This window comes from Proteus sp. G2609 (genome assembly GCF_963896135.1).
Taxonomy (GTDB): Bacteria; Pseudomonadota; Gammaproteobacteria; order Enterobacterales; family Enterobacteriaceae; genus Proteus; species Proteus mirabilis.
Genome location: NZ_CAWQNB010000025.1, coordinates 138,196 through 157,413, shown reverse-complemented (window position 1 = coordinate 157,413; position 19,218 = coordinate 138,196). Strand labels below are relative to the sequence as shown.

The 19,218-nt window shown below is 40.6% G+C and carries 17 protein-coding genes and 1 riboswitch; of the genes, 8 read left to right on the top strand and 9 right to left on the bottom strand.

Annotated features, from left to right (window positions below):
* Positions 1-9: 9 nt before the first annotated feature.
* The 9 genes from AACV01_RS07250 to rppH form a co-directional block, all read right to left on the bottom strand.
* On the bottom strand, positions 10-468 hold the full coding sequence (locus AACV01_RS07250; protein ID WP_161682638.1) for a DUF2509 family protein: 459 nt from the start codon (positions 466-468) through the stop codon (positions 10-12).
* Positions 465-1,103 (bottom strand): prepilin peptidase-dependent protein, encoded by a 639-nt coding sequence (locus AACV01_RS07245; RefSeq protein ID WP_020946188.1) that lies wholly within the window; start codon positions 1,101-1,103, stop codon positions 465-467. The genes AACV01_RS07250 and AACV01_RS07245 overlap by 4 nt, the downstream gene beginning before the upstream one ends.
* Positions 1,097-1,576, bottom strand: coding sequence for a prepilin-type N-terminal cleavage/methylation domain-containing protein (locus AACV01_RS07240; RefSeq protein WP_041701261.1), 480 nt, complete (start codon positions 1,574-1,576; stop codon positions 1,097-1,099). Before AACV01_RS07240 ends, AACV01_RS07245 begins: the two co-directional genes overlap by 7 nt.
* A gap of 229 nt (positions 1,577-1,805) precedes the next feature.
* The gene (locus tag AACV01_RS07235) at positions 1,806-2,735 is read right to left on the bottom strand and encodes a nucleotidyl transferase AbiEii/AbiGii toxin family protein (RefSeq protein WP_004245519.1); all 930 of its coding nucleotides are present in this window, start codon (positions 2,733-2,735) and stop codon (positions 1,806-1,808) included.
* The gene (gene abiEi, locus AACV01_RS07230) at positions 2,728-3,261 is read right to left on the bottom strand and encodes a type IV toxin-antitoxin system AbiEi family antitoxin (RefSeq protein WP_004245520.1); all 534 of its coding nucleotides are present in this window, start codon (positions 3,259-3,261) and stop codon (positions 2,728-2,730) included. The genes AACV01_RS07235 and abiEi overlap by 8 nt, the downstream gene beginning before the upstream one ends.
* Before the next feature lie 177 nt (positions 3,262-3,438).
* A complete protein-coding gene (locus AACV01_RS07225) occupies positions 3,439-4,290 on the bottom strand; it encodes a thymidylate synthase (RefSeq protein WP_004245521.1) in 852 nt (283 codons plus the stop codon).
* A gap of 31 nt (positions 4,291-4,321) precedes the next feature.
* Positions 4,322-5,206 carry a prolipoprotein diacylglyceryl transferase gene (gene lgt / locus AACV01_RS07220; RefSeq protein ID WP_004245522.1) on the bottom strand — a complete coding sequence of 295 codons (885 nt, stop codon included), beginning with the start codon at positions 5,204-5,206 and terminating at the stop codon, positions 4,322-4,324.
* Positions 5,207-5,292: 86 nt separating this feature from the next.
* The gene (ptsP, locus tag AACV01_RS07215) at positions 5,293-7,539 is read right to left on the bottom strand and encodes a phosphoenolpyruvate--protein phosphotransferase (RefSeq protein ID WP_046334724.1); all 2,247 of its coding nucleotides are present in this window, start codon (positions 7,537-7,539) and stop codon (positions 5,293-5,295) included.
* Between the two features lie 8 nt (positions 7,540-7,547).
* Complete coding sequence (rppH, locus tag AACV01_RS07210; protein WP_004245524.1) at positions 7,548-8,078, bottom strand: RNA pyrophosphohydrolase; 531 nt, start codon at positions 8,076-8,078, stop codon at positions 7,548-7,550.
* Positions 8,079-8,190: 112 nt separating this feature from the next.
* Positions 8,191-8,282: riboswitch (TPP riboswitch) on the top strand.
* Positions 8,283-8,346: 64 nt separating this feature from the next.
* On the opposite strand from rppH, the gene thiB reads away from it, so the two are divergent.
* From thiB to rluA, 8 genes are all read left to right on the top strand, one after another.
* Entirely contained in the window at positions 8,347-9,360 is a 1,014-nt protein-coding gene (gene thiB, locus AACV01_RS07205) for a thiamine ABC transporter substrate binding subunit (RefSeq protein WP_041701263.1), read from the top strand.
* Entirely contained in the window at positions 9,360-10,940 is a 1,581-nt protein-coding gene (gene thiP, locus AACV01_RS07200) for a thiamine/thiamine pyrophosphate ABC transporter permease ThiP (protein WP_046334723.1), read from the top strand. The genes thiB and thiP overlap by 1 nt, the downstream gene beginning before the upstream one ends.
* A complete protein-coding gene (gene thiQ, locus AACV01_RS07195) occupies positions 10,933-11,634 on the top strand; it encodes a thiamine ABC transporter ATP-binding protein ThiQ (protein ID WP_004245527.1) in 702 nt (233 codons plus the stop codon). Before thiP ends, thiQ begins: the two co-directional genes overlap by 8 nt.
* 127 nt (positions 11,635-11,761) lie before the next feature.
* Positions 11,762-12,214 carry a helix-turn-helix domain-containing protein gene (locus AACV01_RS07190; RefSeq protein ID WP_004245528.1) on the top strand — a complete coding sequence of 151 codons (453 nt, stop codon included), beginning with the start codon at positions 11,762-11,764 and terminating at the stop codon, positions 12,212-12,214.
* The gene (locus tag AACV01_RS07185) at positions 12,214-12,783 is read left to right on the top strand and encodes a PIN domain-containing protein (RefSeq protein ID WP_004249488.1); all 570 of its coding nucleotides are present in this window, start codon (positions 12,214-12,216) and stop codon (positions 12,781-12,783) included. Before AACV01_RS07190 ends, AACV01_RS07185 begins: the two co-directional genes overlap by 1 nt.
* A 115-nt stretch (positions 12,784-12,898) precedes the next feature.
* Positions 12,899-15,253: a DNA polymerase II gene (locus AACV01_RS07180; RefSeq protein ID WP_046334722.1), complete on the top strand. Its 2,355-nt coding sequence runs from the start codon at positions 12,899-12,901 to the stop codon at positions 15,251-15,253.
* 191 nt (positions 15,254-15,444) lie between these two features.
* A complete protein-coding gene (gene rapA / locus AACV01_RS07175) occupies positions 15,445-18,348 on the top strand; it encodes an RNA polymerase-associated protein RapA (protein WP_161682636.1) in 2,904 nt (967 codons plus the stop codon).
* A 58-nt stretch (positions 18,349-18,406) separates the two neighbouring features.
* On the top strand, positions 18,407-19,060 hold the full coding sequence (rluA, locus tag AACV01_RS07170; protein WP_004245532.1) for a bifunctional tRNA pseudouridine(32) synthase/23S rRNA pseudouridine(746) synthase RluA: 654 nt from the start codon (positions 18,407-18,409) through the stop codon (positions 19,058-19,060).
* The last annotated feature ends 158 nt before the right edge of the window (positions 19,061-19,218 follow it).

The window sequence follows — 19,218 nt, the reverse complement described above, 5'->3', positions numbered from 1 at the left end:
TATTTATTATCAAATACAGCCTTCTTTAACTAGTGGACAGTAGTCTAGCCAACCATTATGTTGGGCTTCAATATGCAGTTTTTCCTTACCCACCAGATTAATCCATTGATAATGAGATATCTTATCTCCGCTATGACTTTTAGCCTCTCCGAGTAGTAAAGCGCTTGTCTTTCCTCTCAAAGAGAAACAGCTTTTCATATTAGGTTCAGCAGTAAAAGTACGACATTGCCATTGGTAAAGACGAGAAGGCGATAAATCCCATGTTAAGATCATTCCCCATGACAACGCAGATCCAGCGAATAAAAAGGTCTGCTTTGCTTGTAACTCTTGCATCACCATTAATTGACATTGACGATAGTGATAAGCAAAACTTGTCAGTAACGATAAACTTATCACCATAAAACCTACTGCAGCCATCAGACCGATGACACCCTGTTGCTCCTTTATTGTTCCCTGTGTCGTTATCACGAAATATTCCTTAATAGTATTGATGTTTGATAGTGTACTTTTAGGTTAATATTTTGTTTTTCTTGGAATTTTAATGATAATGATAGATAGTTAAATGCACGTTTTTTTATTGGAGAATAGTGTGTATAGGGAGTTAAGATAAATTCTGTCACCTCAATTTCTTCTTTTTCGAAGATCTGTTGCCAACCTGTTGAATCACAATTTTGCACACCACGACGTTGTTCAAGCTGACCGTTTTTTAATCTAAAACCAAAGTAATCACTTTCTTGTTCTTCTGGACTCTCCCAACGGCCGTTATTGTTCATATCGTAAACAAACAAAACACAAGAGCCATGAGGGTGATAAGGATAATGACCTATTTTAAGTGGTACAGGTAAAGAAGCCTTTTTAACAGTGCAATCACCATTGCAGTACCCTGCTCGCCTTAATTGCGTTTCCAATAACTGCAAACGCTGCTTTAGATAAATTTCTAAACGATATTGTTGATAAGAAGAAGTTAACTCATTGATAATATAAGGATAAGCACGTCCAATACAAACTAATAAAATACTACTTATCGTCATCACAAAGAGGCACTCCATCAACATAAAACCCGCAAAATCATGATGTTGAATAGACAAAGGACGCTTTAGCATACTGAAAATGCCTTTATTGTCTGACTGCACGCTCGAATACGCCCTAATGAAGAGATAATAATTTTGACCTCTTCATCACCATTTGACAGCACAAAATGCATCGGTCGTAATGTTTGGCGTAAGCCACAAAATGTAAAGCGTGTTGCTGTAGAGCGAATAAGCTGATTGCTTAACCCTAATTGAATACTGTCTTTGGTTGTGGATGTTGTTAACGATCTTGCCTCTAATTTATTGATAGGTGATAGCCACAATACAATTTGCACTTTGCAATTAAAGAGCAGTGAGCGTTGTTGTTGATAAGCTAAAAACGCCATCACTTCTCTTACACTTTGAACTAACTGGCGTTGGCGTAACAACTGATGATATGAGTTCAAAGATAAAGCGCTCAATATTGCTACTATAGCCATAACAATAAGTACCTCGAATAAGCTACTCCCTAAATGTTTAGAGTGGGAATAATGATTGCCTGTCATCCATGCCTCCTGCTTGTTTTCCTTGTCATTTTTACTGTTTTATCTCAATAACAATGCAGGCAAAAACCAGATAGGTAAATAAAAGCTCATCAAATTTAAGAGAGGTTACGCAATACGATATTTTTTTAAGTTAATAACAATAAAATGACGATTTTTTGATATCAAAAACCCCCAATAATTGAATTCAACTATTGGGGGTCACTTCAAAGGTTCGGGCTTAGCTGGAGTGCTACATTTCAAATTTTTTTACTGGCTTCGGATCTTTACTTCCATAAATATCTGTTTGGATAGTGACTAGCAGTTCATGAAGAGTAATTTGTAAAAATTCAAGAAAATCTGGGTGAAGGAGAGTTCTATCTACGACAGACACAGGTAAGAATCGCTTCATCTCTCCCTTAAACTTTTCACTCGCAACCAATGCAGGCAAAGACTCAATTCTTGCTTGCAACCATTCCTCAAAATGCTCATTGAGCTTATAATCGGCAACCTTTTTCATTACCAGTTCAGCGTCTGGTTTAACCCCTTTCTGGTGCAACCACACCAAATCCCACATATCTCTATACCGAATACGTGAGGTTGTTGCTGGGAATGAAACCAATTTATCAGCCATGACCTCCGTGAGCTCTTCCACTCTAATAATCAGGTCAGAATAGCCACTAGGAAGCTGCTCATAGTTTTTAACAAGCGTTCGAAGGGTGTTGGTGTATGCAGGAATGTTGGCTATTTCCACTTTGATCTTCTGCTTTGGTAGGTCTTTTTTTCCTGGATTGGTAGTCACTGATATTTGCCACTTATCGACTTTTACATCTGCATAATCAGGTTCTTTTCTTAGCTCTTTTGGCTCTTTAACCACAACCTCCAAGCCATATCGTTCACCAACATATTTCTCAATACACGCTTTAATCTCAAGCAGTTGCGCTGAACAGAAGTCACGACCACCAGCAAAGTCCAGATCTTCACTAAATCTGTTTGATCCATAGCAAAGCCTAAGCGATGTACCGCCCTGAAATGTGATGTGCTTTAAAAGCCCTGTGGCGGAAAGAGCATAAAGAATGTCATAATGTAGCAATTCTTTTTCCACGACAGGCCTGTTCGCGCCGTAATCCTTTTCGATGACAATGCTGTCAACCAGCTCATTAAAATTGACAAAATCAGACATAGTTTAATTCCTCACGTTGGATGAGGTGTGTATTCCTGCCAACCTTCATTAGATCCTTAATGGCAGTCTCCTTTGTTGCAATTCTTAATGGCCCCCTTCCTTCCACCGTAGTATTGAGTATTTCAAGAGGCTTCTTGGCAGTATGGGTAACCTCAATAACGCCCCAAGGCGTTACAAACTCTCCAGACCGACCTGTGGACATAATCGTAAGTCTGTCGATGGGGATCTGTGAAATTACACCGTACTGAGATAGAGCGGATTCCAAACTAATATAGTTGTAGTGGCCTCGTCGAATATTTTCGGCCAGACGTTCTAAAGGGTAAGGCCCCAATGAACCTTGAGTATAGATATATACACCTTTTGATGCTCGGCGTAGCACATCATGCGCGATCAGCCGGTCAACTGATTTTTGTAATGTTTTCGGAGACTCATCAGGAAAAAGCATTTTTAAATCTTTGGTGAGGAAGATATTTCTACCTTGCTTACTGAATTTGTTAAAAACATTAATTGCTCTTATTAACTCCATATCAACCTCTACTAAATCACCCCCAACGAGGGGTTATTTTGTATATTTGAGTATAGTACATTACCTTGATATACAAATAAACCCCAATAAAGGGGGTGTTTTGTATATCAAAAACCCCCAATAATCGAATTCAACTATTGGGGGTTATTAAGTGTTAAACCAAATCAGTGAGTTAAACTACACCGTAAACGGGTATTTTATCGCCTCGTGACACTGATAACCTTCAACACTAAAGTCATCTGTCGTGACCCAAGTTTCTATATCATCTAATGTCTTAATGTTTGGATTAATATGTAGCTTAGGTAATGGCAATGGCTCTCTTTTTAGTTGAACATCACGCATCAGAGGTAATTGGTTCTCATAAATGTGAGCATTAACTATCTTATGGAATGCTTTACCTGGTTTATGCCCTGTGATTTGAGCCACCAGCGCTAATAATACAAAGCATTGAATTTGATTAAAATTCAACCCTAATGGGACATCACAGCTACGTTGATATGAGGTTAAATAAAGCCTGTCACCGAGCAATGAAAAAGTATGTGTATGCATGCATGGACGTAAACACCCTAACGCTGTTTCTCCGGGATTATAGAAAGTGACTATCTCACCACGATCGTCAATACCGTTAGTTAAGTTATCTACCACTTTACGTAATTGATCAAAGTGCGAGCCATCAGGGCGTTGCCATTGGCGTCCTTGAACACCATAGACTCGGCCCATATCATCTTCACCCTTACGATGCGGATTATTTAACCATGCGCTATTTTCATTAGCATTCGCGTTCCACGTATTACAGCCAATAGCACGAAATTGTGCTGCATTATCATAACCACGTAAGTACCCTAATAGTTCCGCAATCGCGGCTTTGTAAAAACTTTTACGTGTTGTTATGAGTGGAAATTGGTTATTGGCAACATCATATTCCAGATCGGCATTTATCACCGTTAAACAACGGGTTCCTGTCCGTTTATTATCAATCCATTCACCTTCATCGATAATGCGTTGACACAATGCCAGATACTGCTTCATGTAGTCTCTCTTTTTTGTTAGCTAATAATAGTTAGTGTGTTGTTGGCGTCTGTGGAGTGGCTTTATCGCGACGATACGCCCACACCATAAAGATAATGCCTAATATTATCATTGGAATGGAAAGAATTTGCCCCATGCTGATACCGCTAAATAAACCTAATTGCGCATCAGGTTGGCGGAAGAATTCAACAATAATACGGAAAGCACCATAACCAATTAAGAATAACCCCGATACACTGCCCATAGGACGATTTTTGCGTACAAAGATATTCAGAATAATAAATAATACCACGCCTTCTAGGAACATTTCATAGAGTTGCGATGGGTGGCGAGGCAATACACCGTATTGCTGAATGATAGGTAATAGTGTAGTGGGATCTTGCGCGACAAGCTGTAGATCTTCTGCACGGGAGCCTGGGAATAAAATCGCCCACGGGGTATCTAAGGTGACTCTCCCCCAAAGCTCTCCATTAATAAAGTTACCAATACGTCCTAAACCTAAACCAAATGGAATTAATGGAGCAACAAAGTCTGCGACTTGAAAAAAGTGACGTTTAGTGCGACGAGCAAACCAAATCATGGCGCAGATCACCCCAATTAAGCCACCGTGGAAGGACATTCCGCCATCCCAGACTTTAAATAGGTAAAGTGGATTGTCTAAAAATACCGGTAAGTTATAGAATAAAACATATCCTAGACGCCCACCAATAAACACGCCCACAAACCCTACATAAAGTAATGTTTCGACTTCACTTTTTTGCCAACCACTGTTAGGTTTTGCCGCTCTGCGGTTTGCTAGCCATAATGCAAACACAAATCCAATCAAATACATCATGCCGTACCAGTGCAAAGATACTGGCCCGATAGAAAACATAACTGGATCGATTTCTGGAAATTTAAGGTAGTTTATACTCATTCTTCCCTACTTCACTTTATTAATGATTTTCTATCTATGGGTCGATATGGATAACCCCTTAGACAAAAAGTTTATACGAAGGCCTATCAGATACCTCCGCGAATTAATCCACCTAATCCTTGTCTTTCCATAAAATCAGCAGACAATTTTTTTATCTCTATTGCCGTTTCAGCTTTCAACACCTGTTGCATAAAAGGCTGTAAGATAGCAGGATCTAGATGGCGCAATAAGTATTTTACCCTAGGTAAACTACGGCCACTCATGCTTAACTGACGAAAACCTAGCCCTATTAGTAGCAATGCCCCCATCGGCGTACCCGCCATTTCGCCACAAACACTGACTGGTAACTGATAACGTTGGCATTCTAAAGCAATAATATTAAGCGAACGCAGTAATGCAGGATGCAAATTATCATAGAGCAGTGCTACATGGGTATTATTACGATCGACTGCAAGTAAATATTGCGTTAAATCATTAGTACCAATCGAGATAAAATCTACTCGATGTGCTAATTGCGGTAACATAAAGACCAATGAGGGGACTTCAAGCATGATCCCCACAGGTGGTAGAATGCATTCGCATTTCATTTCTCGGCTAACTTCAGCACATGCTCTTAGTAACAATGCTTTCGCTTCTTCAATTTCATCAATACTTGTCACCATCGGCAACAATATTTTCAAATTTTTAAATTCAAGATTAGCTTTTAACATCGCTCGTAGTTGGATCAGAAATATTTCTGGCTGATCGAGTAATATTCTGATCCCCCGCCACCCTAAACAAGGGTTCTCCTCATTTATCGGCATATAAGGAAGCTGTTTATCTGCACCTATATCTAAAGCACGTAGTACGACGGGTTTATTGGGAAAAAATGATAAGATTTCACGATAACGGTTTTTTTGTTCATCTTCGGAAGGAAAACCGCTTTGTAACATAAAAGGGATTTCTGTGCGATAAAGACCAACACCATCTATGCCAACGCTAATACGTTGTTCATATTTAATGCTTAGCCCTGCATTTAATTGCACACTGATGGATTCACCATTTTTTAATACCGCTTGCTGTTCAAGCTGCTCTTCAGCAAGTTGACTCAATACTCTTTCTTCATCAATAATTTGCCGATATTCCTGCATGATAAAGGGTTCTGGTTCAATAAAAATCTCACCACGATAACCATCAAGAATCAGCATTCGGTTGTGAAGTAGCTCCGGTTGAATATCTGCCCCCATAATGGCAGGGATCCCCATTGCTCGAACTAAAATCGCTGAGTGTGAATGAGTCGCACCATCACGAACTATCACCCCCGCCAGTTGTTGTTCTGGCAACTCAGCCAATAGATTGGCACTAAGCTCATCCGCCACAAGAATAAAGCGATCTGGCCATGTATTTGTCGTGCTGAGATCATCATCTAAATGAAATAGTAAGCGCTGACCTAATGCTTTTAAATCTGAAGCTCGTTCTCGCATATAACTATCTTTAAGACTTGAGAACTGTGCAGAAAACTTCTCTATCACCACTTTTACTGCCCACTCAGCAACATAGCCTTGTTGTATAACCCCAGTCATTTTTTGTCTTAATTGAGGATCGTTAAGTAAATGCGAATAGAGATCGAAAATAGCCGCACTCTCTTTTTGTGAATTTGCCATAAAGCGCTTACTAAAACGGCGACACTCCGATGTCGCATCTTCTAAGGCGACCATTAATCGGTTTAATTCACTTTTTATATCCAGTGCGCTGGCTTTAAAAACATGATCTAAGGTTGGCTGAGACATCTCTTGCCAACCATATGCCATCACTACCCCCGTAGAAACGGATAGGGCTTTAATACGGCTTTGACGATATTGTCCAAATAATCCTTTCGTTTGCACTTGCGACAATATCGCCCCTAATTGGGTGGCTAGTGTCACCATAAAAGACTCTTCGCTTTCATTAAATAAGCGTCGCTCTTTTTGCTGAACCACCAGCACCCCAAGTAACTGACGACGATAGACAATGGGCACGCCGAGAAAAGCGCGCAGATCATCCTCTTTTACTTGTGGCAGATAGGTAAAATTAGGATGTTCACGAATATCAGCCAGATTAATCAGCTCAGAAAGACGTCCTACTTCACCCACCACCCCCTCATCAAATGAGAGGCTGACGGCACGCCCTTTCGGCTTTTTCAATCCTTTTGTGGCCATTAAATAGAAACAGCGATGGGGAATATCGGCAAGATAAATAGAACACACATCCGTGTGCATAGCTTGACACGTTTCTTTCACTAATAGTTCAAGTGCTTCTGGCAGACTCGCTGCCATAGCCACTTTTTCTACAATTTCCCGCAAACGTGTCAGCATAGTGTTATCTAATACCTTTTACGGCGATATCCATAGGAAGGACGAGACATAGACACTTGTTCTTGTAATGGCATAACTACTGGTGCGAACTCTTTCATCACGCGACGATATACATCTCGCTTAAAAGAGACGACTTGACGAACAGGATACCAATAGCTAACCCAACGCCAACCATCAAACTCTGGCGTTTTGCTCTGCTGAACATTAATGTCCTTGTCGTTACTTGTTAACTGCAAAAGGAACCAACGCTGTTTTTGTCCAATACAAACAGGTTTTGTGTCCCAACGCACCAAACGCTTAGGTAACTTGTAACGTAACCAGTTACGCGTGGAGGCAAGGATTTTAACATCCTTACGACTTAATCCAACTTCTTCGAACAACTCACGATACATGGCTTGTTCTGGTGATTCTCCAGGATTAATTCCCCCTTGAGGAAATTGCCATGAATGTTGTCCATAGCGACGGGCCCAAAGCACTTGCCCTTGCCGATTACAAATTACAATCCCCACATTCGGGCGGTAGCCATCATCATCGATCACCAGACTACCTCAATAACCAAACTTGAAAGATAACTCATTGTTTCATACTACCCACAAACGGTAAACCACTATCAACAGACTTTGCACAACGTGAGTATTTATCTACAATGGGAATGTCTCAACGGGGTGCTTTTTTAAGCTGAGAAAAACTCGTGGAACCTGATCCAGCTAATACTGGCGTAGGGATTTGAGTCAGGATGGCGCAATAATAACTCATTTGCCTCCTCACTCCTCAGATCCTACTTGACTTTTTACTGAGGAAAATAGCGTGTTAATAAATTCTCTTCGTTCAACTCTCTTATTCAGTGCACTAGGTTTGTTCAGTGCTTTTGCCGCAAATGCACAACAAACCAAACCCACACTTACCGTCTATACCTATGACTCTTTTACCGCGGATTGGGGGCCTGGTCCGGCAATTAAAAAAGCATTTGAACAGCAATGTGATTGTGAGCTAAAACTGGTTGCCCTTTCTGATGGGGTTTCTCTCCTTAATCGTTTACGTATGGAAGGGAGTAAAAGTAAGGCAGATATTATTTTAGGGCTAGATAACAATCTTATTCATGCGGCAAAACAGACCGGACTTTTTGCACCAAGCAATATTGATACATCAAAACTGGCATTACCTGAAAAATGGACTGATGACACTTTTGTGCCTTATGACTACGGTTATTTTGCTTTTATTTACGATAAAAATCGTATTACTCAACCCCCTAAAAGCATGGATGAGCTGTTAAATAGCCAACAGCCGTGGAAAATCCTTTATCAAGATCCACGTACCAGTACCCCCGGATTAGGCTTAATGTTATGGATGCAATCACTGTATCCAAACAATACCGCTGAGCAGTGGCAAAAATTGGCGAATAAAACACTGACAGTAACCAAAGGCTGGAGTGAGTCCTATGGCTTATTCTTGAAAGGAGAAGGGGATTTTGTGCTTAGTTACACCTCATCTCCGGGCTACCATATTTTGGCTGATAAAAAAGACAATTATGCGGCTGCTATTTTTGATGAAGGACACTATTTACAGGTAGAAGTTGCAGCCAAGCTAAAATCCAGCAAACAGCCAGAATTAGCTCAGCAATTTATGCAATTTATGCTAACCCCCGCTTTCCAAGAAACCATCCCAACCACTAATTGGATGTATCCTGTTATTGATATGCCACTACCTGAGGTCTACTCCGTTATGCCTAAACCGCAAAAGTCATTACAATTTGATGCTGATGTGGTAGCCAAAGAGCGCCAAACATGGACTCGTAATTGGCAATCTGCGGTTAGCCGCTAATGGGTAAATGGCTTATCCCGGGGCTATGTGCCTCGGGATTATTACTTACCGTCGCCCTTCTCTCCTTCGGTGCTTTATGGTTTAACGCGCCAAGTGGTGATTTATCGACTATTTTTGCTGATAGTTACCTATGGCATGTGGTGCGCTTTACTTTTTGGCAAGCATTTTTATCCGCGCTATTTTCCATTTTACCGGCAATTTGGTTAGCAAAAGCGCTCTATCGACGCCAGTTTGTTGGCAGAACGCTCTTTTTACGCTTATGTGCAATGAGTTTAGTTCTACCGGTGTTAGTGGCGCTATTTGGCATTTTAACTGTGTATGGTCGCATGGGGTGGCTGGCTCAAATATGCCAATGGTTAGGGATTGATTATCATTTTACGCCTTATGGTTTACAAGGCATTTTACTCGCACATATTTTTTTCAATATGCCACTGGCTACCAGAATGTTGTTACAAGCCTTGGAAAGTATTTCTACCGAGCAACGCCAATTAGCATCACAATTGGGAATGAATGGCTGGCAACGTTTTCGTTTTCTCGAGTGGCCCTATTTATGGCGACAAATCCTGCCTACTGCATCACTGATTTTTATGCTCTGCTTTGCAAGTTTCGCGACTGTATTAGCGCTGGGAGGTGGGCCTGCGGCAACAACTGTTGAATTGGCAATTTATCAAGCATTAAGTTATGACTACGATTTACATCGTGCAGCGCTATTAGCATTAATTCAGCTATTTTGCTGCTTAGGATTAGTACTTGTTAGCCAAAAATTAAAGGGAACACTCTTTGTCGGTAGTCATCAAAAACTAAGCTGGCGTGATCCTAGCGACTCATTAATCAATAAAATAACGGATAGTTTAATTATCGTACTTGCTATGCTCTTTTTACTTCCTCCGTTATTAGCGGTGATAAGTGATGGCTTAAACAGTCAATTATTAGGTGTTCTACAACAGCCGGTACTTTGGCAAGCCTTTACAACATCATTAATTATTGCACTTGGCGCTGGGGGACTTTGTGTTATTTTAACGATGATGTTGCTCTGGAGTAGTCGAGAATTACGCTTACGCCATTTTAAAAAGGCCGGACAAGCGCTGGAAATGAGTGGGCTCATTATTCTGGCTATGCCGGGCATTGTATTAGCGACGGGCTTTTTTCTATTATTAAACAGCACAACCGGATTACCTGAATCCCCCTATCTTTTAGTGATCCTCACTAATGCGCTTATGGCTATTCCTTATGCTTTAAAAGTACTTGAAAACCCGATGAATGATATTGCAGCCCGCTATAATCTATTATGTGCTTCCCTTAATTTGCGAGGTATTAATCGTTTACGTTGGATAGAGCTACGCGCTTTGAAAAAGCCACTATCACAAGCACTGGCTTTTGCTTGTGTCATTTCCATTGGTGATTTTGGTATTGTTGCCTTATTTGGAAATGAAACTTTTAGAACATTACCTTTTTACCTCTATCAGCAAATCGGTGCTTATCACACACAAGATGGCGCTGTCACCGCGATGCTCCTTTTGCTGTTATGTTTCACGCTTTTTAGCCTTATCGAACGCGTTTCAGGAAAATCCCATGATTAAGTTAGAGCAGCTTTCTTACACCTATGAGCACCAACATCTGACCTTTAATTTAACGGTAAAAGCGGGGGAGCGTATTGCTATTTTAGGTCCCAGTGGTGCAGGTAAAAGCTCATTACTCAGCTTAATAGCGGGTTTTCTGCCCTCAGAGTCAGGCTCATTATTTTTAAAAGGGAAAGATCATACCAAAACAGCCCCTGCCCAACGCCCTATCTCGATGTTATTTCAAGATAACAATCTTTTTCCTCATCTCACGGTAAGACAAAATATTGGTTTAGGGCTAGATCCGGGGCTAAAGCTCACTGTGGCACAGAAAGCACTATTAGAAAGTCGAGCCAAACAGGTTTCTTTAAGTGATTATCTAGAGCGTTTACCTTCACAACTATCTGGGGGTCAACGTCAACGAGTGGCAATTGCCCGTTGTCTGGTACGTGAACAGCCTATTTTATTGTTAGACGAACCTTTTTCCGCCCTTGATCCCGCATTACGTATCGAAATGCTGACATTATTAGAACAAATTTGTGACGAAAAAAATCTCACTTTACTCATGGTGTCTCACAGCTTAGAAGATGCCCATAAAATCGCACCAAGAGCACTTGTTATTGATAATGGCACCATTGTCTATGATGGAAATACAGCGTCATTAATCAAAGGCGAAGTGGATCAATCACTGCTTTTAGGGATACCTTTTAATTAATCTATTGAAATATAGCGATATCGAAAGAAGCTTATTCCCCCCTACAAGCCTCTTTCGAATATTTCGAATACTTGACTATTTTTCGAATATTTCAGATAATCTAGTTATTAAAAAGGGGGAAATACTAATGAATACGATAAGTGAGAGACTTAGTGCTGAAGATATTGCATTAGCAAAATTAAGTAGCCAAGAGCTATCCGCTGTTATGGATATTAATGGCAAAACGCAGAAGCTATCCATTATAGATAAGACGGGTAATAATCATATTGTACAAATACCAAATAGTGCATTACGCCTAATGATTGAAATTCTTACTCAACTAGGGCAAGGGAATACTGTTAGTATCACACCAATCCATGCTGAGCTAACGACACAGGAAGCGGCTGATATACTCAATATGTCCCGTCCTACATTTGTAAAATTATTAGATACACGAGCGATACCCTACTCTAGAAAAGGAAATCGTAGGAAAGTTGCTTATGCTGATATTGTTGCTTATAAAAATGAATTGGAGCAAAAACGACTTGATGCCCTTGCTGAATTATCGCAATTAGATCAAGAAATGGATATGGGGTATTAATGACAAACTATACTGTTTTGCTTGATGCCTGTGTCATGTATCCAGCCCCTCTTAGAAGTTATTTAATGTATCTTGCTAATACTGGTTTATTTAGAGCACGTTGGAGTAATCAGATCCATGATGAATGGATCACTAATTTATTAGTCAACAATCCAACATTAACAGCTGAGCGACTAATACGAACCAGAGATTTAATGAATGCACATGTTCCTGATTGTTTAGTAGAAGGCTACGAACCGCTTATTTGTGGTTTAAAGCTACCTGATCCTAATGATCGTCATGTGCTAGCAGCAGCAATAAAAGGACAGGCTCAAGCTATAATTACATTTAACTTAAAAGATTTTCCGCAAAAATACCTTAATTCTTTTGATATTTCAGCTATCCATCCTGATGAATTTTTGAGTGACATGTTTGAATTAAATCCTAGTAGCTGTATTAAAGCGGCGCAACAACATAGACAAAGCCTAAAGAATCCACCAATGACCGTAGAGACCTTTTTAGGCTGTTTACAAAAGCAGAAATTACCCCAGTTTATTTCCCATTTACGGGCATTCCAGATATTATTATAAGTACATCAACCCGTATAATATCCCATTTCCTATCATAACAAGGCTATGATTAATATTATAATTAATAGTTAACGATCTCTTTTTCAAGCTTCAATATCTCGCTTATTAGGAAATTATGACAATTCACACAGAGCAAGGCTTTATTCTTACCCGCCATTGGAGTGATACCCCACAAGGTATCGCTGTCTCCTATTGGTTGGCGACAGAAAATGGACCGCGTAAAGTCACGGTTGCAAAGCAGTATGCTATTGGTTTTGTTGCCCAACAAAATGAAAGTATATTACGCTCAGTGGTTGGTCATAATCGCGATATTGATATTCGTCCTCTGGCGTTAAAAGACTTTGAAAGACAACCTGTTTTGGGGGTTTATTGTAAACAATACCGCCAACTTACCCAGCTTGAACAGCAATTAAAACAGCATAATATTCGCCTATATGAAGCCGATATCCGCCCACATGAACGCTATATGATGGAGCGTTTTATCACCGCGCCTGTATGGTTTCGTTATCAAAATAGTCATACTGTCACGCTAAAACCTGCCAGTGTTTATCGTCCTACATTACGTACCGTCTCTTTAGATATTGAAACCAGTGAGTTTGGTGAGCTTTATTCTATTGGATTAGCCGGTTGCGGTGATAACGTTGTTTTTATGCTTAGTGACACCCTCCCAGAAGTTCAAGAAAGCCAACAACCTGAAGGCTATCGTCTGTGCTATGTAAGTAGTCGATTACAACTCCTTGAAAAACTAAATGCTTGGATACAAGAGTACGATCCTGATGCGATTATTGGTTGGAATCTTATTCAATTTGATTTGCGTATCTTGCATACCCATGCTCAGCGTTACGGGATCAATTTATTATTAGGACGACAAAATACCCCATTAGAGTGGCGTGAACATGGCTTTAAAGCGGGGCACTTTTTTGCCTCAGCACAAGGGCGTTTAATTATTGATGGTATTGATGCTTTAAAAATGGCGACATGGAATTTTCCCTCTTTTAGCCTAGAGTCAGTTGCTCAAACACTGCTAGGGGAAGGGAAAGCGATTGATACACCTTATGCCAGAATGGACGAAATCAATCGCCGTTTTAAAGAGGATAAGCCCGCCTTAGCGTATTATAACTGGCAAGATTGTGTCTTGGTTAATCGTATCTTTGATACCACACACTTAATGGAATTCTTATTAGAAAGAGCCAGTGTAACAGGACTGGCAGCAGATAGAAGTGGTGGCTCTGTCGCAGCATTTACTCACCTCTATTTACCCTCAATGCATCGTCTTGGTTATGTTGCCCCCAATCAAGGTGAAAAACCCGAAGAGCATAGCCCTGGTGGTTTTGTCATGGACTCAACACCGGGTCTCTATGACTCAGTGGTGGTACTGGACTATAAAAGCCTATATCCCTCTATTATTCGCACCTTTTTAATCGATCCGGTGGGTATGATTGAAGGTATGCATCACCCTGATAGCACACATGCCGTTCCCGGTTTTCGTCAAGCGTGGTTTTCACGAGAAAAACACTGTTTACCCACCATTGTTTCACAAATCTGGCATGAACGAGATAATGCTAAACGTCATAACAACGCCCCGCTCTCTCAAGCATTGAAAATTATTATGAATGCTTTTTATGGTGTATTAGGCTCGGTAGGCTGTCGTTTTTTTGATCCTCGATTGGCTTCATCAATTACTTTACGTGGTCATGAAATAATGAAAAAGACCCGTGAATTAATTGAGTCAAAAGGCTATCAAGTGATTTATGGTGATACTGATTCTACTTTTGTTTGGCTTAAAGCCGCTCATAACGAAGTACAAGCAGAGCAGATCGGTCGTCAATTAGCGCAAGATGTTAATCAATGGTGGAAAAGCTATCTGACTGAAACTTACCAGCTTGATAGCCAATTAGAGCTTGAGTACGAAACCCATTATCGCCGATTCTTGATGCCCACTATTCGAGGCATGGAAACCGGAAGTAAAAAACGTTATGCAGGGCTAAGTCATGATAAAATGGTGTTTAAAGGATTGGAAACGGTCAGAACAGACTGGACACCACTAGCGCAAGCGTTTCAAAAAGAGCTTTATACACGCATCTTTAATCAGCAACCTTATCAACAGTTTATTCGTGATTATGTTGCTGATACGCTATTAGGAAAATATGATGATAGACTGGTTTATCGAAAAAGATTGCGACGAAAATTATCAGACTACCAGCACCATATCCCCCCTCACGTCAAAGCAGCTCGATTAGCGGATGACTATAATCAGTTACAAAATAGGCCGCAACAATATCAGCAAGGCGGTTGGATTAGTTATATAATTACTCACTTGGGGCCAGAGCCGTTAGAGCATATCACTTCGACACCTGACTATGAACACTACATTAATAAGCAATTAATGCCGATAGCAGATGCTATTTTGCCATTTCTACAAGATGATTTTTCTACCTTGTTAAATGGGCAAATGACGCTCTCTTTTTAAGATGTGTTATTTTGCAGGTGACGGCTTGCTTTGCATCTATTAACATAACGCCCCTTTGGTGATAATCACCTTTTTTCTCATCTTGAGAAAGATACTATTTTTTATCCCGTAGATTGGATGACAACACCGCAATACTGCATTCATTAATAATGATTTTATAAATTATATATTTGAGAGCTGAGTTTATATATATGCCTTTTACTCTTGGTCAACGTTGGATTAGCGATACAGAAAGCGAACTTGGACTAGGTACTGTTGTGGCAATTGATGCCCGTATGGTGACCTTACTTTTTCCTGCATGTGGCGAAAATCGTCTTTATTCCCGCCATGATGCCCCAATAACGCGGGTGATGTTTAATGTGGGGGATACTGTCACCAGTCATGAAGGCTGGAAGCTCGCCATCGACAACGTTGTGGAAGATAATGGCTTACTTATTTATCACGGCGTACGTTTAGATACCGAAGAGCCAGCACAACTGCGTGAAGTATTCTTAGATAACAAACTCACTTTTAATAAGCCACAAGATCGTCTTTTTGCTGGTCAAATAGACCGTATGGATCGTTTTGCTTTACGCTATCGTGCGCGTAAATTTATGAGCGAACAGTTTAAGCAAGCACAAAGTGGTCTACGTGGTATTCGCGCAAGTCTTATTCCTCATCAGCTCTATATTGCTAATGAAGTGGGTAAACGTCATAACCCACGTGTTTTATTAGCGGATGAAGTTGGGCTGGGTAAAACTATCGAAGCGGGTATGATAATCCACCAGCAAATCATGGATGGACGCGCTGAGCGTGTTTTAATTATCGTTCCTGAAAGCTTACAACATCAGTGGTTAGTTGAGATGTTACGTCGTTTCAACCTACGTTTTTCACTATTTGATGATAGCCGTTATAGCGAATCTTTATTAGATAGCGATAATCCTTTCGAAACAGAGCAGATGATCATTTGCTCATTAGACTTTGTGCGTAAAAACAAACAACGCTTTGAACACCTTGTTGAAGCGACTTGGGATATGTTAGTTGTCGATGAAGCCCACCATCTGGTATGGAGTGAAAAGGCACCAAGTCGAGAATACCAAGTTATCGAAACGCTGGCTGAAGCGATCCCTTCTGTATTGTTATTAACCGCAACACCGGAGCAACTTGGTCAAGAGAGCCATTTTGCCCGCTTACGTTTGCTCGATCCTAATCGTTTCCACGATTACAACGAATTTATTAATGAACAACAAAAATATCGCCCCGTGGCCGATGCGGTAACTATTTTGCTTTCAGAAGATGATTTAAATAACGAACAGCAAAATAGCATCAGTGAGATGATCAGCGAGCAAGATATAGAGCCGTTGCTAAAAGCCTCTAATACCCAAGGTGAAGAGCGTACAAAATCTCGCCAAGCACTTATTCATATGTTGATGGATAGACACGGTACGGGTCGTCTGTTATTTCGCAATACTCGCTCCGGCGTCAAAGGCTTCCCTAACCGACTGTTGCACGCAATAAAAATGCCACTACCAACTCAGTATCAAACCGCCATTAAGGTGGCTGAGATTATGGCAGCGAAAAAGAGCCTCGAAGTACGAGCAAAAGAGATGCTCTACCCTGAACGTATCTACCAAGAGTTTGAAGGTGAAAATGCCACATGGTGGAACTTTGATCCACGCGTTGAATGGCTACTAGGCTTTTTAACCGCCAATCGTCATGAAAAAGTATTAGTCATTTGTGCTCAAGCCGCCACAGCATTGCAATTAGAACAAGTTTTACGTGAACGTGAAGGTATTCGTGCCGCAGTATTCCATGAAGGGATGTCTTTACTTGAACGAGATCGTGCAGCCGCTTATTTCGCCTCAGAAGAGGAAGGCGCACAAGTGTTACTATGTTCTGAAATCGGTTCAGAAGGGCGTAACTTCCAATTTGCTAATCAACTAGTGATGTTTGATCTCCCCTTTAATCCTGATTTATTAGAACAACGTATTGGTCGTCTTGATCGTATCGGTCAAAACCGCGACATTGATATCAGTGTGCCTTATCTTGAAGGAACCGCTCAATCTGTTCTATTACGTTGGTATCACGAAGGGTTAGATGCATTTGAACATACCTGCCCGACGGGTCGTACAATTTATGACAACGAATATGATGCGCTAGTCAATTATCTTGCTCAACCTAATGAACTAGGTGATTTTGATAAGTTTATCGTTTCTTGTCGTAAGCAACATGATGAGATGAAACTCAAACTAGAACAAGGTCGTGACCGTCTATTAGAAATGCACTCTAACGGCGGTGAAGTTGGCGTTGAGTTAGCGAATAAGATTGCAGAGCAAGATAACGATCCCGATCTGGTTAACTTCGCCTTAAACTTATTTGATATTGTGGGCATTAACCAAGAAGATCGTAGTGATAGCTTAATTGTATTAACGCCATCAGATCATATGTTAGTTCCTGACTTCCCAGGATTACCACAAGATGGTTGCACAATTACCTTTGATAGAGAGCACGCACTCTCTCGTGAAGATACGCAATTTATCAGTTGGGAACATCCTATTATCCGTAATGGATTAGATTTAGTCTTATCTGGTGATACTGGTAGTTGTACGGTTTCTTTATTGAAAAACAAAGCATTACCTGTAGGTACGCTATTAGTTGAACTGATTTATGTCGTAGAAGCGCAAGCCCCTAAACATCTTCATTTAACTCGCTTCTTACCGGCAACTCCAGTACGCTTATTACTTGATTTAAAAGGTAATAATCTTGCATCACAAGTTGAGTTTGAAAGTTTTAACCGCCAATTAAATGCGGTAAATCGCCACACATCCAGCAAATTGGTCAATGCGGTACAAAATGAAGTTCATCATGTACTAAAAGCATCTGAATCCTTAATGGAAGCGGAAGCGAAAACGCTAATTGAACAAGCGAAGCAAGAAGCAGACAACGCATTAACACATGAGTTATCACGCTTAGAGGCATTACGTGCCGTTAACCCAAATATACGTGATGACGAAGTTGAAGCAATTGAAAATGAGCGTACGCATATTCTTAACCACTTAGATGAAGCGACATGGCGCTTAGATGCGATCCGTTTAATTGTTGTTACCCACCAATAATCACTGTTAAAACGGGGGAAAGCTTTATCTCCCCCGTTATTTTGCTGAGATATCCACTATGATGGAAGTTTATAACCCCCCCACTGATCCTTGGTTACACGTTTTATATCAAGATGAGCATATTATTGTTGTTAATAAACCCAGTGGATTGCTATCTGTACCCGGTAAAGCGCTAGAACATCACGACAGCATTATGTCGCGTATAAAAGCCGATTTTCCTGATGCGGAATCTGTTCATCGCCTTGATATGGCCACGAGTGGTGTGATGGTTGTTGCGCTTAATAAAGCAGCCGAGCGTGAATTAAAACGCCAATTTCGTGAACGAGAGCCGAAAAAAACCTATATCGCCCGTGTCTGGGGAAAGCTTGAAAAACCACAAGGATTAGTTGATCTGCCGTTGATCTGCGATTGGCCTAATCGACCTAAGCAAAAAGTGTGTTATGAAACAGGAAAGTCTGCACAAACTTTTTATGAAGTGTTGGAATATGAAGAAAATGCAACGCGGGTAAAACTATCACCAATAACCGGACGCTCCCATCAGCTACGGGTTCATATGCTAGCATTAGGTCATCCTATTTTAGGGGATCGTTTTTATGCTCATCCGCAGGCAAGAGCACTTGCACCTCGCCTGCAGTTACATGCTCAGGAATTATTTATTACGCATCCGGCCTTTCATTCACCGATACATTTTGAATGCCTGGCAGATTTTTAACCTGTCTTACGACACTAAAACGGTCACCGAACTTAGTGAAGCAAGGAGCAGACAGAGCGCTAATCCTATTACCCCAACAAGAACACGGACGTTTGACATTGATATAGTTCCTTTTATAAGAGAATGAGAGTGAAATAATTAAATTTCACTTATATTTT

What these genes read in the sequence shown, in the direction of transcription:
- AACV01_RS07245 (WP_020946188.1), bottom strand. Translation starts at nt 1,103, where the DNA reads ATGCTAAAGCGTCCTTTGTCTATTCAACATCATGATTTTGCGGGTTTT.
- AACV01_RS07240 (WP_041701261.1), bottom strand. Translation starts at nt 1,576, where the DNA reads ATGACAGGCAATCATTATTCCCACTCTAAACATTTAGGGAGTAGCTTA.
- AACV01_RS07235 (WP_004245519.1), bottom strand. Translation starts at nt 2,735, where the DNA reads ATGTCTGATTTTGTCAATTTTAATGAGCTGGTTGACAGCATTGTCATC.
- abiEi (WP_004245520.1), bottom strand. Translation starts at nt 3,261, where the DNA reads ATGGAGTTAATAAGAGCAATTAATGTTTTTAACAAATTCAGTAAGCAA.
- AACV01_RS07225 (WP_004245521.1), bottom strand. Translation starts at nt 4,290, where the DNA reads ATGAAGCAGTATCTGGCATTGTGTCAACGCATTATCGATGAAGGTGAA.
- lgt (WP_004245522.1), bottom strand. Translation starts at nt 5,206, where the DNA reads ATGAGTATAAACTACCTTAAATTTCCAGAAATCGATCCAGTTATGTTT.
- ptsP (WP_046334724.1), bottom strand. Translation starts at nt 7,539, where the DNA reads ATGCTGACACGTTTGCGGGAAATTGTAGAAAAAGTGGCTATGGCAGCG.
- thiP (WP_046334723.1), top strand. Translation starts at nt 9,360, where the DNA reads ATGGGTAAATGGCTTATCCCGGGGCTATGTGCCTCGGGATTATTACTT.
- thiQ (WP_004245527.1), top strand. Translation starts at nt 10,933, where the DNA reads ATGATTAAGTTAGAGCAGCTTTCTTACACCTATGAGCACCAACATCTG.
- AACV01_RS07190 (WP_004245528.1), top strand. Translation starts at nt 11,762, where the DNA reads ATGAATACGATAAGTGAGAGACTTAGTGCTGAAGATATTGCATTAGCA.
- AACV01_RS07185 (WP_004249488.1), top strand. Translation starts at nt 12,214, where the DNA reads ATGACAAACTATACTGTTTTGCTTGATGCCTGTGTCATGTATCCAGCC.
- AACV01_RS07180 (WP_046334722.1), top strand. Translation starts at nt 12,899, where the DNA reads ATGACAATTCACACAGAGCAAGGCTTTATTCTTACCCGCCATTGGAGT.
- rapA (WP_161682636.1), top strand. Translation starts at nt 15,445, where the DNA reads ATGCCTTTTACTCTTGGTCAACGTTGGATTAGCGATACAGAAAGCGAA.
- rluA (WP_004245532.1), top strand. Translation starts at nt 18,407, where the DNA reads ATGATGGAAGTTTATAACCCCCCCACTGATCCTTGGTTACACGTTTTA.